Annotated in this window: 12 protein-coding genes and 1 pseudogene; 9 read left to right on the top strand and 4 right to left on the bottom strand. The window is 42.3% G+C overall.

Annotation, left to right across the window (positions count from 1 at the left end):
* Positions 1 to 28 precede the first annotated feature (28 nt).
* Positions 29 to 511 carry a hypothetical protein gene (locus J3L16_RS13245; protein ID WP_207613467.1) on the top strand — a complete coding sequence of 161 codons (483 nt, stop codon included), beginning with the start codon at positions 29 to 31 and terminating at the stop codon, positions 509 to 511.
* A gap of 45 nt (positions 512 to 556) precedes the next feature.
* Here the strand turns inward: J3L16_RS13245 and J3L16_RS13240 are convergent, their stop codons facing one another.
* Both J3L16_RS13240 and J3L16_RS13235 read right to left on the bottom strand, forming a co-directional pair.
* Positions 557 to 1,936 carry a PhoH family protein gene (locus tag J3L16_RS13240; protein ID WP_207613466.1) on the bottom strand — a complete coding sequence of 460 codons (1,380 nt, stop codon included), beginning with the start codon at positions 1,934 to 1,936 and terminating at the stop codon, positions 557 to 559.
* Positions 1,937 to 2,257: 321 nt separating this feature from the next.
* Positions 2,258 to 3,532 (bottom strand): annotated as a pseudogene (locus J3L16_RS13235) (PhoH family protein); the annotation flags it as partial.
* Between the two features lie 143 nt (positions 3,533 to 3,675).
* Between J3L16_RS13235 and rapA the strand changes: the two are divergent.
* The 4 genes from rapA to J3L16_RS13215 are packed head-to-tail and all read left to right on the top strand — an operon-like array spanning position 3,676 to position 8,437.
* Positions 3,676 to 6,423 (top strand): RNA polymerase-associated protein RapA, encoded by a 2,748-nt coding sequence (rapA, locus tag J3L16_RS13230; protein ID WP_207613465.1) that lies wholly within the window; start codon positions 3,676 to 3,678, stop codon positions 6,421 to 6,423.
* Positions 6,420 to 7,175, top strand: coding sequence for a pseudouridine synthase (locus J3L16_RS13225; RefSeq protein WP_207613464.1), 756 nt, complete (start codon positions 6,420 to 6,422; stop codon positions 7,173 to 7,175). Before rapA ends, J3L16_RS13225 begins: the two co-directional genes overlap by 4 nt.
* A gap of 6 nt (positions 7,176 to 7,181) precedes the next feature.
* Complete coding sequence (locus tag J3L16_RS13220) at positions 7,182 to 8,054, top strand: DUF3530 family protein (protein ID WP_207613463.1); 873 nt, start codon at positions 7,182 to 7,184, stop codon at positions 8,052 to 8,054.
* Positions 8,055 to 8,113: 59 nt separating this feature from the next.
* Entirely contained in the window at positions 8,114 to 8,437 is a 324-nt protein-coding gene (locus J3L16_RS13215) for a hypothetical protein (RefSeq protein ID WP_207613462.1), read from the top strand.
* On the opposite strand, the gene J3L16_RS16315 is transcribed toward J3L16_RS13215, so the two are convergent.
* Positions 8,434 to 8,610 (bottom strand): hypothetical protein, encoded by a 177-nt coding sequence (locus tag J3L16_RS16315; RefSeq protein ID WP_242698832.1) that lies wholly within the window; start codon positions 8,608 to 8,610, stop codon positions 8,434 to 8,436. The genes J3L16_RS13215 and J3L16_RS16315 overlap by 4 nt on opposite strands.
* Between J3L16_RS16315 and J3L16_RS13210 the strand changes: the two genes are divergently transcribed.
* On the top strand, positions 8,609 to 9,796 hold the full coding sequence (locus J3L16_RS13210; RefSeq protein WP_242698831.1) for an MFS transporter: 1,188 nt from the start codon (positions 8,609 to 8,611) through the stop codon (positions 9,794 to 9,796). The genes J3L16_RS16315 and J3L16_RS13210 overlap by 2 nt on opposite strands.
* Before the next feature lie 331 nt (positions 9,797 to 10,127).
* Positions 10,128 to 11,561, top strand: a complete 1,434-nt coding sequence (locus J3L16_RS13205; RefSeq protein ID WP_207613461.1) for an endonuclease/exonuclease/phosphatase family protein — start codon at positions 10,128 to 10,130, stop codon at positions 11,559 to 11,561.
* Positions 11,562 to 11,563: 2 nt separating this feature from the next.
* Here the strand turns inward: J3L16_RS13205 and J3L16_RS13200 are convergent, their stop codons facing one another.
* The gene (locus J3L16_RS13200) at positions 11,564 to 12,307 is read right to left on the bottom strand and encodes an RNA methyltransferase (protein WP_207613460.1); all 744 of its coding nucleotides are present in this window, start codon (positions 12,305 to 12,307) and stop codon (positions 11,564 to 11,566) included.
* Between the two features lie 195 nt (positions 12,308 to 12,502).
* Here J3L16_RS13200 and rlmE point away from each other — a divergent pair, with 195 nt between their 5' ends.
* A complete protein-coding gene (gene rlmE, locus J3L16_RS13195; protein WP_207613459.1) occupies positions 12,503 to 13,123 on the top strand; it encodes a 23S rRNA (uridine(2552)-2'-O)-methyltransferase RlmE in 621 nt (206 codons plus the stop codon).
* Between the two features lie 91 nt (positions 13,124 to 13,214).
* Positions 13,215 to 14,849 (top strand): NAD(P)/FAD-dependent oxidoreductase, encoded by a 1,635-nt coding sequence (locus J3L16_RS13190; protein ID WP_207613458.1) that lies wholly within the window; start codon positions 13,215 to 13,217, stop codon positions 14,847 to 14,849.
* The last annotated feature ends 31 nt before the right edge of the window (positions 14,850 to 14,880 follow it).

Below are 14,880 nucleotides of genomic sequence, written 5' to 3'. Positions count from 1 at the left end.
ATCAATAGAATAAAATAGGTCTCCATTAATGACTAACTCTAATCAAGAACAAACAGTTGAATTGACCGGGCAAGAGCTAATGGAGAAAGCTCTAGAAAAGCTTATAGCAAATCCAACAGCAGTAATAAACCGACTACAGGTCGCTAAACTCGCTGGACGGAGCCATTCTGTCTTGCGGAAAAAATCATATGAAAAAATTCGGACTAAAATAATTGATGCTGAGAAGATACGAAAAGTCGAGTTAGAAAACCTTAGCCTCCAAGAGAGAGTAAACAAACTGGAAGCTGAGTTGGAAGAAGCCAAGTCTAAGATTTCCGAGTTGAAAAAAAATAAACCTAACGGTCCAAGTGAAAAAGAAACGAAAGAAGCGGAAGGAGCTTTAATATCCCGACTTACAGAAATGTATCGATACAATGACGCATTGAGATTTCAATTAATCGAAAAACACCAGATTGATATCGATGAAGAAACTGGCGAAATATTACATGTTGAGTTTGGAAAAAAGAGATAACTTGGAGATTAAAGTGCCAGAACAGAATCTGGCACTTTAACTAATCTACATATTTTGCTCTGTAAACTGAGCTAAGCTACTACGTTCTACCTCATCGAATATAAGAACAGAGCCTTTCTCATAATGACGATAGACGTTGACGGCGGCAGAAGCTCCACTTGAGGCGGCTGTTACAAACTTATCATCAATCTGCGCGAGGTTACCTAGTACAATAGTACGACAGTTCTTTCCACCTCGACTGAGCATCCCTTTGATTTGAGCACGCGTCATATTCTGAGCTTCATCAATAATGAGAACCGCATCATCGATAGAACGCCCTCGAAAATAAGCCATGCTGGTGAACTCAATGTTTGCTCGCTCAATGATATGCTCCACTGTAGCATGGATGTTACCATCATGGTTGTCGTCTGAATGCATTGATATCAGGGCATCAGTAATACCAGCCAATAATGGCATCGATTTTTCAGTCAAATCTCCGGGTAAAAAGCCGGGGTCGTCATCCATGAAGTCACGAGAACGAACTACGACGATTTTTTTGTACTGCTTTAATTCAACTACCTGATGTAACGCAGCAGCGACAGCTAAGAAAGTCTTTCCTGAGCCAGCAGGCCCAAGAATAATGTTTAAATCATAATATGGGTCGGTAAGTTGATTTAAAGCAACTGCCTGACGTTGGTTCTTAGGTGAGATGCCCCAAATTTTATCTTGCTTTCTAGGCAGTAACTTGGTGTATACCTTTTCGTCAGCAACTTCAGTGACCAAGCCAATGTGCCCAGCTTCATCGTACCAATACATGTTAGGTTGAACTTCATCATTAAATAATGAAACTGGGAACGCATAAACCTCGCCAGACAGTTTAAAATCTTTGTCCGACTCAATAAGATCAAATAGATCGCCCTCGAACGCTTGCACACCTGTATATAGCAGATCAACATCAGATATTTGATTATCAACAGAGACATCTTCAGCAGCTACACCTACAGTACGAGCTTTCAGACGCATATTGATATCTCGACTGACTATCGTAACGTCTTTTTTCAAATCTTTTTGAAGATGAAGTGCGTAGTTGATAATGCGGTTGTCCGCATCACTTCCAATTCCGTGCTTAAGCTCTTTCGCCATATCTAGCTGAGTATCGATGCCTATGAAAAGCTTGCCTCTTTTAGCTGTTTCAGTTGACGGTAAAGGGATACCAGCTTCCATTTCATCAGCGCTATGACCATTGATTATATCTTCTAGCATCCGAATACAAACACGTGCGTCAGCACTGACAGATTTATTAGTTCTTTCTTTTAAGTTATCGAGTTCTTCTAATACTGTTAAACAAATATAGACATCACCGCTATATGCAAGGAGAGACTTTGGGTCGTGAACTAAAGCAGAGGTATCGAGTACACGTAAGTTATTTTCTTTTGAATTATTCATTATAGATTTACCTCAAGATTATTGATTGTAGTTAGTGCCTTCTTGCTGGTTAAATCCTTACAGTTATGAGTTTCACTCTCTATTTTTTGTTTGACTGGTTCGTTATTAACATTAAAGATATTCATACTAAGCCACCTCTTTCAAGTGACAGCTCATTAAGCAATCATCATTTGCTGAATCTAGGGGTAACAACCCTGTATTTTGAGCATGATTCTTATAGTTAAAATTACTTGTTTTTTGAGAAAATAGTGTTACCCCTTGCTCAGGCCAGTAAATACGGTGGGGTAACAAGATATTGACCAAATAAGAAATTGGGTAAGGTGTTAGATAGTTGCTGTCTATTTGCGATAAGTTTCCTCCACAAATCAGCTTAGTCCCTTCACCACAACGGGTAATGATGGTTTTCAGTTGAGATGCAGTTAGGTTTTGCGATTCATCAAGAATAACGATGGCATTTTGAATGCTACGCCCACGCATAAAGTTCACCGATTTAAACTGAATATTGGCTTTTTCCATAATGTAACTCATGGAGCCTTTCACGTTTTCATCGTGTTTGTGTAGCACTTCTAAAGAATCGGTAATTGCCGCCAACCAAGGCGCCATTTTTTCTTCTTCAGTGCCGGGTAAAAAGCCAATAGATTCAGCTATTTCCGGTGTGCTTCGGGTAACAATGATTTTGTCGTACATATTCCTTTCGACAACCATTTCTAGCGCTGCGGCTAAAGCTAGCAGGGTTTTACCGCTACCCGCGGGTCCTGTGAGTATAACTAAATCTATGTGTGGGTCTAGCAAAGCATGCAGCGCCATGGCTTGGCCAATATTTTTAGGTGAAATTCCCCATGCGTTTCGACCCATAATTCGTTCAACACCTAGGTCTAACACTTCGATATGTTCATCGGAAATATGTTCAACCAAACCAGCGAATTGATTTGATTCATCAACAAGAAACTCGTTGATATAGGCATCGGGCACTAAACTACGTTCAATAGTATGAACTGTATCCCGACCTTCAGTTTTACTTTCAACGGACTTAACTTGGTCCCAAAAGTTACCTTCAAACTCGTGATAGCCTTTAGACAGGTATTTAATATCCGTAACTAACTGATCGGTGCGGTAATCTTCAACTTGTGCCAGCCCTGCGCCTTTGGCTTTTAAACGCATATTGAGGTCTTTGGTTACCAACACAACTGGCTGAGGTGAGAATTCATTTTGTAAATGTAGGGCGACGTTAATAATGCGGTTGTCGTTTTCGTTAGAAGCAAATACTTGTAAGTTTTTAACCATACTCAAATCGCTGAATATAGATAAGGTTCCAGTAGGCGCTGTTGGCCCCGACCCTAAACCTTTTAAACTTACCCCTGCAAGCATTTGTTCCGGTGTAGCGTCGTGGAGTAAATCTTCCATTGCTCGAATTGACACTCTAGCATCTCGAGCAACGTCCTTCTTGCTGTCTTTGATGTAGTCGAGTTCTTCAAGTACTGTCATTGGAACAACTACGTCATGCTCTTTGAAAGACATAAACGCGTGTGGCTCATGCAGTAGTATGTTGGTATCAAGGACATAAATCTTAGTGGAATCACTTTTTTTCGGTGGCATAGTTCACTCCTTTACCCTCTCTCTTCCAACATTAGTGCAGTTTGCAAAAAAACACACCAATTTCTTGCAGATTTTTGCATTGCTTGCCACGCTTACATACAATACGCGCCGCACAAAATCGTGCATTGTCGGCAAGGAATTTTATGAGTAACACACCGTCGTTTTCTATGGGCCAGCGTTGGCTAAGTAATACCGAAAGTGAATTAGGCTTAGGTATGGTTATGAATGTTGAGGGGCGTACTGTTGAAGTACTTTATCCCGCAACAAATGAGAGCCGTACTTACACGCAAAAAGATGCACCGCTCACGCGCCTGATATTAGCGGAAGGTGATAAAGTAAAAACAGCTACAGGTTGGCCTTGTCGCATTACTGACGTAGAAGAAAACCAAGGTGTTGTTATTTATCGCGCTATTCGCGAAGACGACAAATCAGATGTAGTAATTCCTGAGACTCAGCTAGATCACAACTTACAAATGGACAAACCCGAAGAGCGTTTGTTTAACTTGCAAGTTGATCACCCTAAATGGTTCGATTTACGCCTTGCATCACTTCACCATAGATATCAGCACGGTATATCTGAAGTACGTGGTTTATCCGGTGCTCGTATCTCTCTTATCCCACACCAAATTTACATTGCATCAGAAGTGGCAAATCGCCACGCCCCGAGAGTGCTGTTAGCCGATGAAGTTGGACTGGGTAAAACTATCGAAGCCGCGCTTATTATTCACCAGCAAATATTATCGGGCAGAGCAAAACGGGTATTGATAGCGGTACCTGATTCTTTAGTTCATCAATGGTTAGTAGAAATGCTGCGCAAAGTGAATTTAGCCTTTGCCATATTTGATGACAGCCGTTGGGAAGCTATTAAAGAATCAGAAGAAGGAAACCCCTTTGAACAAGAACAACTTGTTTTGTGCAGCACGTCGTTTTTAACGGGCTCCGAAAAGCGTCTTGCCGCTTGCGCAGAAGCTGGATGGGATTTATTGGTTGTTGATGAAGCCCACCATTTAAGTTGGTCTGCTGAGGCACCATCAGAAGAATATTTAGCGGTAGAAACTTTAGCGGCCCAAAGCGCTGGCTTAATATTGTTAACTGCAACCCCAGATCAGCTTGGCCATGAAAGTCATTTTGCACGGCTTCGCCTGCTAGACCCTGACCGTTTTTACGATTACCAAGCTTTTCTAGATGAAGAAGAAAAATACGCAACCTTAGCTGAAGCGGTTTCCCCTCTATTCGAGAATGCGCCCTTATCTCAAGCCCATACAGATACATTGACCGCGTTTGCACCAGAAATCATGGCGCAATTCACTCATGTTGAATCTGACGAAGAAAAACACGAATTACTCACCCAGCTTATCGATTGTCACGGTACAGGTCGTTTATTGTTTAGAAACCGCCGTGCCAATATAGCAGGTTTCCCTTCAAGAAAGCTTATTCGCCACCCACTTGAAGGCGCTGACGAGTTAAAAGCCAAAATAGTGTGGCTCATTGGCCAGTTGGAAATTTTAAAACCAGAAAAAGTGCTACTTATCTGCCAACGTGCAGACACGGCGTTATTACTAGGTGAAACACTGCGTACGCAAACGGGTATTCGTCATACTGTATTCCATGAAGGCATGAGTATTGTAGAGCGAGATAAATCAGCTCACTTTTTCTCTGATCCTGACGATGGCGCACAAGTTATGTTGTGTTCTGAAATTGGCAGTGAAGGTCGAAACTTCCAATTTGCTCATCATTTGGTTTTATTCGACTTACCCATGAGCCCAGATTTACTTGAACAACGTATTGGTCGTCTCGATCGTATTGGGCAAACTCGGGATGTCAATATTCATGTTCCTATTATTGAAAATACCTCTCAAGCTGTTTTAGCTGACTGGTATGAACATGGCTTAAATGCCTTCGAGCAAACGTGTCCAACAGGCCGTGCGGTGTTTGAACAAGTACAAGCTCAGCTAGATGAAGCTATGCATGTGCCAGAAGACGACGAGTTAATTGAGAACTTAATTCAAGAAACCGCCGACATTAATCAGGCGCTAAAAGCACAGCTAGAGGAAGGCCGTGACAAACTGCTTGAACTTAGTGCCTCTGGTATGAATAAAGTTGACCCATTGTTAGATGAAATTGTAGAGCAAGATACGTCATCTGAACTGCCTCGTTTTATGAGCCGTTTATTTGATGCCTTAGGCGTTCACCAAGAAGAAAAAGATGTCGATACCTTTATTCTAACGCCCACAGAAACCATGGTGAGTAACCTACCAGGCTTAGACCCAGAAGGCATGACGGTAACTTATCGCAGAGCAACAGCGACATCTTTAGAGCATGTACACTTTTTAACTTGGGATCACCCTTTAGTGCAAGCGGCAATAGACAATGTATTGCTTGAAGTCATAGGTAAAAGCTCACTGGCGTTTATTGCAGATAACAAACTGCCTAAAGGTCAATACTGGGTAGAGTGTGTATTTAAACTACAAACTAGTGGTCCAAGTGAATTACAAATTGACCGTTTTCTTCCGCCTACCCCTATTCACCTGACTATTGACCCCAACGGCAATGCCTGTGATTTGTCTGCGGAAGTAAGCCGCAAGGTGAATCGCAAAATAGCCAAACAATTGGTTGGCGCACTGCAACCCTTAATAGAGCAGCATTTAACCACCGCAAGGGATATCGCTCAGTCTCGAGCCGATCTTATTTTGCAAGGTGCGTTAGCAGATATGCACGAGACTATTGGTGGTGAAGTAACACGTTTGCAGACCTTAAAAACCTTGAACCCTTCAGTACGAGACTCAGAAATTGCGTTTTTTGTTGCACAACAATCGCAGTTAGACACCTTGCTAAAAAATGCGGAAGTACAACTAGACGCAATAAGAGTCATAGTAAATAACCCAACATGACACTAAGGGATTTTGTCTATCGCCCACCGGCTCGCCCTTATTTACCCCTGCTGTATGTTGATGACCACATTGTGGTTATCAACAAACCCAGCGGGCTTTTAAGTGTGCCTGGTAAAGAAAAGGCTCATTTAGATTCGGCTTGGTATCGCGCTAGCCGTGTTTTTCCTTCGGTATCTGTTGTGCATCGTTTGGATATGGCAACCTCAGGGGTATTAGTACTTGCCAGAAACAAAGCCGCTCATAAACATTTGTCGTATCAGTTTGCTAACCGTATCACTCACAAACGCTATTATGCCCGTTTATTTGGAGAGCCAGACGCCGACAAAGGAATAATGAACATTCCATTAATTGTGGACTATCCCAATCGGCCGTTACAAAAAGTCGATTGGGAAAACGGTAAACCCTCTTTAACCTGCTATAAAGTCATTCAGCCAGAACCTTTCGGTATGCTTGTTGAGCTACATCCAATTACCGGGCGTTCGCACCAATTGCGCGTACATATGCGCGAATTGGGTACGCCCATACTCGGCGACCGTTTATATTCTCCAGTAGAATCGGTAAAAGCCGTTACTCGACTGCAACTCCATGCGCAAACCATAAATTTTGTTCATCCGTTAACGGGAAAACGAATCAGCTTTAGCGCCCCTATACCTTTTAGTCAATATTCCCCACTTTGTTTAAAAGAAACCTATACTGAAGCTAAAGAAATGCTGATACAGCACGATATAGAGATATCAGACTTTATAGAGTAACTTTCGTTGAATTTTCGCTTCTTGGTATGTGTCGTTGCACTTATTCTTTGCCAGCATACCGTGTTGGCTAGCGACATTGCGCGTCAATTTCCCACCCATACAGTGAATGAGATTAACCTCGAAAACAGCGCAACATATAGCATAAGAATTGATGCTCAACGACCTTTAACTCTCGGTTTAGCTACGGTTTTTGTCAGTCCAGGAAGAGGAAAGTTATCTTTTTATTCAGCATTAGATTTAGCCAATGAATTGGCGCAAAAAGGCTGGCATGTCGATCTTGTATCTTCTAGTTGGTTATCGTCACAACCCAACCCCAAAATTGACCTAATTGACAAAGAGAGCATGAAAGACGCAGCAACTATGACTGACGCTGCAAGCATGAAAGAGACTGAAACCATGGCTATGACGGAAAAAAACATACAACCTTGGATGTCGACGCTAGAGCCGGATATCGATTTCACTTCGCTACAAACACAAATGGTTTCGCTGGTTAATCATTTAAACGACACCACCGATACCAATGGTTTTAGGTTATTTATTGCAGAGGGCGTAGTCGCAGCATTACTGTTAGCTTCAGCATCAGACACGTTGGTTGCTACTCCTGACGCTGTTGCTTTAATTTCTCCGTTTTGGCCTCAAAACGAAATAAATAATACAATTCCAGAATTGACCGCTGCTTATCCTTATCCACTTTTAGATATTGGATTTGCTGCTTCTAATCGATTTGCGTTATCGACAATTAACGCAAGAAAGACGCAAGCCAACGTAAAAATAAAATTAGATTATCGCCAACGTATGCTGCCGAGAGCCCAGTCACGTACGGCAATTGACTGGGTTGGGACCGAAATAGTGGGTTGGACAAGATCCTTAGGATGGTAATGCGAATTAATTAATATTGTCTATACTCTAAAAGGTTAGTTTTTGACAACACAAAGAGTATGGCCGTTAGTAACTTCATCAGACATAAAACAGTACAGCTAGTGTATTACGTTCGCGGATTTTGGCGAGGCCTAATTCCGTATAGCGAAATTAACTTGTTTGTCTGGGACACCTTTGAAGAATGGAGGCAGGTCACGAATAGACATTCCTCTCCCCTGAGTGAACGAGAACAAGTGTTTTGGCACTTAATTTATCAAGTGCATGCTTTGCCTCCAGATTCACTTCTTCAAGACAACACGCTTCGCACAGAGCTTGCACAGTGTATTGAGTTTCTTGAACACGGCGGGTTTAAACCTTTTGAGTGTGTTGGAATTCGCCCTTAAGGTGTTGTAATTTTACCGTAAAGAAGGTCAAATGGCCTTTGTATTTTCTTTAGAGTTTCTTTTTTGACTTCGCTCAAACACGCAATATCACAATTTCGCGACAAACGCCTTCTCACCATTTTTTGCTTTGGCATCGCCAGCGGTTTTCCTTGGATAATGATAGGTTCAGTCATGTCTGCATGGCTGAAAGATGACGGATTTTCACGAACTGACATTGGACTTTTTGGCCTTGTGTTTGCTATGTATACCTTTAATTTTGCCTGGTCTCCATTAGTAGACCGACTTTCTTTACCTATTTTTAAACGACTCGGTCGAAGGAAAAGTTGGGTCTTTGCTATGCAACTGCTGTTAGTTGTCTTTTGCCTAATTATTTCCCAACTGCAATTAAGCACCCAAATTTGGTGGCTAGCGCTTTTAGGTGTTGCCATTGCAACCAGCTCTGCTACTCAAGACATTGCGATTGATGGTTATCGAATCGACAGTATGGGCAATGACAAAGCAGCCATGACAGCGTCATCCTCTATGGCTACCGCTGGGTGGTGGACAGGCTACGGAGGTTTAGGCGCTATTCCTTTTTTCCTAGCAGACCTTCCCGGTTGGAGCTGGCCTCAAGTATATTTAGTGTTAGCTGGAATCATGTCATTACTGGCGTTAATAACCTTGTGCGTAAACGAGCCGCCACTCATACAAAGAACGAGCGAAAATAACACTGAATCCATGCCTCTATGGTTCGTTAATACATTAATAAAACCGTTTGCTGATTTCTTTGCTCGTAATGGAATAAAAATCGGCCTTACCATTTTGTTGTTTATATTTTCGTTCAAAATTGGAGAAGCGTTCGTTGGCCGTATGAGCATTGTTTTTTACAAAGAACTGGGGTTTAGTAATTCAGACATTGGAGCTTATTCAAAGTTAATCAACTGGTGGGTTACTATTGTGTTTGCCATTATTGGTGGCGCCTTCACTATACGCTTTGGTATTTATAAAGGGCTTGTAGTCGCTGGCATTGCGATGGCGGCAAGTAACCTGATGTTTTCAGTGATGGCTCAAGTTGGCCCTGACCCAAGCTGGTTTATTGCAGCAGTGGTAATCGACGGTTTCACCGCAGCGTGGAGCACAGTAGCTATGGTAGCCTTTATTTCACTACTGTGTAATCACACTTTTTCCGCTAGCCAATACGCGTTAATGGCATCTGTGAGTTCCTTTGGTCGAACTGCGCTTTCAGGGGCCAGTGGTTGGCTAGTAGATATCATGAATGGCAATTGGACCTTATTCTTTTTAATCACCGCATTAATGGTTATACCTGCGCTAATGTTATTACGGCATCTCAAATCAAAATTACCCCTACTCAATAATTAGCTGAAGGCGTAAATAATAAAATTGCTTAAAAAGGCCCTTGAAATGCATATACAAAAGTTATACATTATATTCTCGATGTATATTTATTAAGGAAGTGCCACCATGGCTAAAGTTAAAACAATCAAAAAAGAAATTAAAGCTAGAAAATTAAAAATCGCAAAACAAGAAAAAAAGCTTAAAAAACTTAAGAAGCAACTTAAAAAAGCGTAATAAAAATACAAAAAAGCGACCTTCGAGTCGTTTTTTTGTATCTGCTAAAGCGAAAGTTGAAAACCCGATTTAACAGGGCTATTCTGCCAGCTATAAATCGACAACCTTTATTCATTCCAGCATGACTCCACATACAGCACCACTTCGATTCGCCTACGTCTTACTATCTTTACTTTTACTGTCGGCATGTAATGGAAAAGTCATCACACCACCAACTGATGAGCACACTACTTTGACCAATACCGTGAAATTTGCTTCTTTCAATGTGTCGTTTGCTCACGATGGCGATCCATCGGAGAACTTTGAACAATGGGTAAGCTTTATGAATATCCCCGTTGAACAACAAAAAGTGCTCATTCAGTCGTGGAAAAAGGGGACATTAGATGAAAGCCAGAACCGACTAGCTGAACGTATTATTCAAATTCGCAATGTTGCCGCCATTATCCAAAAAGTACGACCCGATGTGCTGTTACTCAATGAATTTAATAACGACGGAACAGGCAAAAACACCCTAGCGTTAACAGGGTTTCAAACACACTATTTGTCCGTAAGCCAAAGCATGAATAGCGTTGACGGTGGCGACATGCTAGAGCCGATTCACTACCCTTATCAACAAAGTTACGCAACAAATACAGGCCTAGCTTCAGGAATGAATTTAACCAAAAGCGCAACGGGTTATGACAATACAAATCCTAACAACGCCTATGGATACGGTGTTTATCATGGCCATTATGCATTTGCCTTGTTGTCGAAGTATGAAATTGATCAAAACAACACTCGCACGTTTCAGACATTTAAACGCAAAGATTTACCCCACGCAGTCAATCCCACCATTAATGTTTGTGATGATACAAAACCCTTGCCCTCAGCCATGGCATGTGGCGACAACTGGTTTTCCGATGAAGAATGGCAGAACCTAAGATTGTCTTCAAAAAACCACGTTGATGCGCCCATTCACATTCCTACCCAATCGGGAGTAAAAACCATTCATGCTCTGTTATCTCACCCTACTCCACCGGCATTTGATACCTTTAGCGACAATAATAAATACCGCAACAGTGACGAGAACTTGTTTTGGCTGCATTACATCAGCAATAACGACACCAGCGTCTTATATGATGACAAGGGTCAATACGGTGGACTTGGAAAAGAAAGCTTTGTGATCATGGGCGACTTAAATGCTGATACAACATGGGGAAGAACCACTGACGAGAGGTTCAATGGTATTCAACAGCTTATGTTTCATCCACTCGTCAATCAAAAGGTTACCCGTATCGACGGTAATCACTTTCCTGTTTCCTTAGGAGCTGAACAAGAGCCAAATAAGCGCAACCACCCTCACCCGAAAATTCGTACAGCGACCTTCGGAAGCAAAGCCGATTACAGCGTGCCCTCTGCCGATTTGCAGGTGCTTGATTCTGGTGTGTATTGGCCCGCTGAATCTGAGTCCGGCCGCTTACTGTTCAACGACCCACGTATAGGGCAACGGGGAACAGATAAAGAAGTTTCATCAGATCACCGATTGGTATGGGTAACTCTGGACGTATCCAACTAACGCTATATTGATAACTGGTATGCGCACATATTCACTGCGCTTGCCAGATTAAGTGAATCAATAGCACCATTCCCCGGAATAGTAAAAGCCTGAGCGTTACATTTCGCTAACGCTTCTTTGGGTACACCTCTAGCTTCGTTACCAAATAAATAGCATTGATAATCGGCAAATTCTGGAGTAGAAATCGGTTTGCCTTGCATGTCCAAGTATGCAAATTGGGTATAGCGCTTTTGTAAATCCGCTAGCGTCACATCTAATTCCATAGGTACATGAAATATCGCCCCCATACTTGCGCGAACCACTTTAGGGTTAAAAGGATCGACGCTATTTTCACTCAGCAATAATTTGAAATTCCCAAACCACGCCAACGTTCTCAATATCGTACCTAAGTTACCGGGGTCTTGTACTTCGTGCAGGTAAACACTGGGCATAGTGTTTTTTAAAGCTGGAGCAACATTAGCCTTACTGGGTAAGGGAACACAAGCAATAATACCTTGAGGGGATTTCGTATTACTCAACTGAGACATTTGCTTGTTGTTAACCACTACCAAGGTATAGTCAAACTGTAACCTTGCCGCCCAGTCTTGGTAGTCGCTGGTGACATAAAGCGTAATATCGGTATAGTCACTTTTAGACAAGGCTGCTTTTTGTAACTCCAGTACTAGATGCTCTCCTTCAACTAGATAATAGCCAAATTGCGCTCGGTACTTTTTTTGATGTAACTTTTTGACGTCGTCTAATTTCATGTCGCCTTGCCTAACAGCTATAACGGAGTCTTAATAGGGTGAATTATATCTGTTTGCGTAATTCAAGTCAGAAAAAACCGCTGTCATAGGTTAAATGCAAATAAACCTCTGAATTGTGGCGCCAATGAATTGGAAAATATCCGTTGCCCGCTTACAATAGGCGGGATTCCAAAAACAGTAACGGCAGAGTAATTTATGGCACAGTCAGGCAGCAGTAAAAAATGGATGGAGGAACACTTAAGTGACCTCTATGTAAAAAAAGCCCAAGCTGACGGCTACCGCTCTCGTGCTAGTTATAAATTGCTTGAAATCAATGAAAAAGACAAACTCATTCAGCCCGGTCATGTGGTTATGGATTTAGGTGCAGCGCCAGGTGGTTGGTCGCAAGTGATTGCGCCCATAGTTGTAGACTCAGGGCGCCTGATATCCTCCGATATCCTTCCTATGGATAGCATCATTGGTGCGCATTTTATTCAAGGTGACTTCACCGAAGAATCTGTATACAACGAAATACTAGCTGCGTTAAATAACCAAAAAGTTGATGTAGTAGTCTCCGATATGGCGCCAAATTTAAGCGGCGTAAAAACCACAGATCAGTACTCATCTATTTACCTTGTTGAACTTGCCTTAGACATGGCTCGAAATGTTCTTAAGCCCAATGGCAGTTTTTGCGCCAAGGTGTTCCAAGGTGTGGGTTACGAAGCCTATGTAAAAGACGTACGCCAATCTTTTAACAAAGTGATTATTCGCAAGCCCGATGCGTCCAGACCCCGATCACGAGAAGTCTATGTAGTAGGTAAAGGCTTTAAAGGTTAAGCACGTATTCCTGTACCTTGTGCATGCACTGATTTAAAATAGTCTAGCCCTGACAGAAAGGCTGTCCGGCATATTCAAGAGACTGTTTACTATGTTGCGCTTAACCGATATCAAATTACCCCTAGATCACGATGACCAAGCCATTGAACACGCTATTTTAGCCAAGCTTAATATTAGTGATAATGAGCTAGTATCTTTTGATATGTTCAAACGAGGTTACGACGCGCGAAACAACAAAAATATTCAGCTCATATACACCTTAGATGTTGCTGTCACTAATGAAACCGAACTATTAGCCACCTTTGAAAAAGACCAACACGTTCGTCAAACCCCTGACATGACGTATAAATTTGTCGCTCAAGCCCCCAGTAATCTAACCGAACGCCCAGTGGTCGTTGGGCTTGGTCCTTGTGGTTTGTTGGCGGCTTTAACGCTGGCACAAATGGGGTTTAAACCCATTATTTTAGAACGCGGAAAAGTGGTTCGTGAACGCACCAAAGACACCTTTGGTTTTTGGCGTAAAAAGAATGATCTTAATCCCGAATCCAATGTGCAATTTGGCGAAGGTGGTGCCGGTACATTTTCCGATGGCAAGCTTTATAGCCAAATAAAAGACCCCAAACACTATGGCCGTAAGGTACTAAAAGAATTTGTCGACGCTGGTGCTCCCAAAGAAATCATGTACGTCAGTAAGCCTCATATTGGTACTTATAAACTGATCAATATGATGGAAGCCATGCGTAAAACCATTATCGAACTGGGCGGTGAATTTCGCTTTAGTACTCGCGTGGAAAAGCTAGATTTCGACACCACAGATGACACCAACAAACGCAAGATAAAAGGTTTGTTCTTGTCTAATGACGAATACCTGAGTTGTAAACACGTTATTTTAGCCATAGGCCACAGCGCTCGTGATACCTTTGAGGCTCTTTATGACCAAGGTGTGTACATTGAAGCCAAGCCCTTTTCAATTGGCTTTAGAGTTGAGCATAGACAAAGCATGATCGACAGTTGTCGGTTTGGCGATAACGTGGGTAACCCAATCCTAGGTACCGCAGATTACAAATTAGTGCACCACTGTAAAAACGGCCGCTCAGTGTATAGTTTTTGTATGTGTCCTGGTGGAACTGTGGTTGCCGCTGCATCGGAAGAAAAACGCGTTGTTACCAATGGAATGAGTCAATATTCCCGTCATGAAAGTAACGCAAACAGCGCCATCGTGGTGGGCATTACCCCTGAAAAAGACTACCCCGGACACCCATTAGCGGGTATAGAATTACAGCGTAATTTGGAATCACTCGCGTTTCATGCTGGCGGCGAAAACTACCATGCCCCCGCACAATACATAGGTGATTTCCTCAATAATAAGACCAGTGCAACAACCCCAGAAGGTGATGTAAAGCCCTCTTATACTCCGGGAATAACCTTAACCGATTTAAGTAAGGTCGTGCCTGATTATGTAACCAATGCCATTCGTGAAGCCATTCCCGCTTTTGATAAAAAGATAAAAGGTTTTGCCAAAGCAGATGGGTTACTGACCGGTGTTGAAACCCGCACTTCTTCGCCTATTTGTATTAAGCGAGACAAGGATTTTCAAAGCGTTAATGTTCACGGTTTATACCCAGCAGGAGAAGGCGCTGGCTACGCGGGCGGAATTTGGTCGGCAGGTATCGACGGCATACGCATTGCAGAAGCTGTGGCCTTGTCTATAACCGAAAACAACTAATACAATGACTAGCCAAACACGTAGGAAAAAA

This window comes from Alteromonas sp. 5E99-2 (assembly GCF_017368475.1).
Taxonomy (GTDB): Bacteria; Pseudomonadota; Gammaproteobacteria; order Enterobacterales; family Alteromonadaceae; genus Alteromonas_F.
Note: the sequence above shows the minus strand (reverse complement) of the source record. Positions and strands in the feature narration are given on the sequence as shown.

Bases quoted from the DNA above. Each gene is read 5' to 3' on its own strand.
- J3L16_RS13210 (WP_242698831.1), top strand. From the start codon at position 8,609: ATGTCTGCATGGCTGAAAGATGACGGATTTTCACGAACTGACATTGGA.
- rapA (WP_207613465.1), top strand. From the start codon at position 3,676: ATGAGTAACACACCGTCGTTTTCTATGGGCCAGCGTTGGCTAAGTAAT.
- J3L16_RS13200 (WP_207613460.1), bottom strand. From the start codon at position 12,307: ATGAAATTAGACGACGTCAAAAAGTTACATCAAAAAAAGTACCGAGCG.
- J3L16_RS13215 (WP_207613462.1), top strand. From the start codon at position 8,114: ATGGCCGTTAGTAACTTCATCAGACATAAAACAGTACAGCTAGTGTAT.
- J3L16_RS13245 (WP_207613467.1), top strand. From the start codon at position 29: ATGACTAACTCTAATCAAGAACAAACAGTTGAATTGACCGGGCAAGAG.
- J3L16_RS16315 (WP_242698832.1), bottom strand. From the start codon at position 8,610: ATGACTGAACCTATCATTATCCAAGGAAAACCGCTGGCGATGCCAAAG.
- J3L16_RS13205 (WP_207613461.1), top strand. From the start codon at position 10,128: ATGACTCCACATACAGCACCACTTCGATTCGCCTACGTCTTACTATCT.
- J3L16_RS13225 (WP_207613464.1), top strand. From the start codon at position 6,420: ATGACACTAAGGGATTTTGTCTATCGCCCACCGGCTCGCCCTTATTTA.
- rlmE (WP_207613459.1), top strand. From the start codon at position 12,503: ATGGCACAGTCAGGCAGCAGTAAAAAATGGATGGAGGAACACTTAAGT.
- J3L16_RS13190 (WP_207613458.1), top strand. From the start codon at position 13,215: ATGTTGCGCTTAACCGATATCAAATTACCCCTAGATCACGATGACCAA.
- J3L16_RS13240 (WP_207613466.1), bottom strand. From the start codon at position 1,936: ATGAATAATTCAAAAGAAAATAACTTACGTGTACTCGATACCTCTGCT.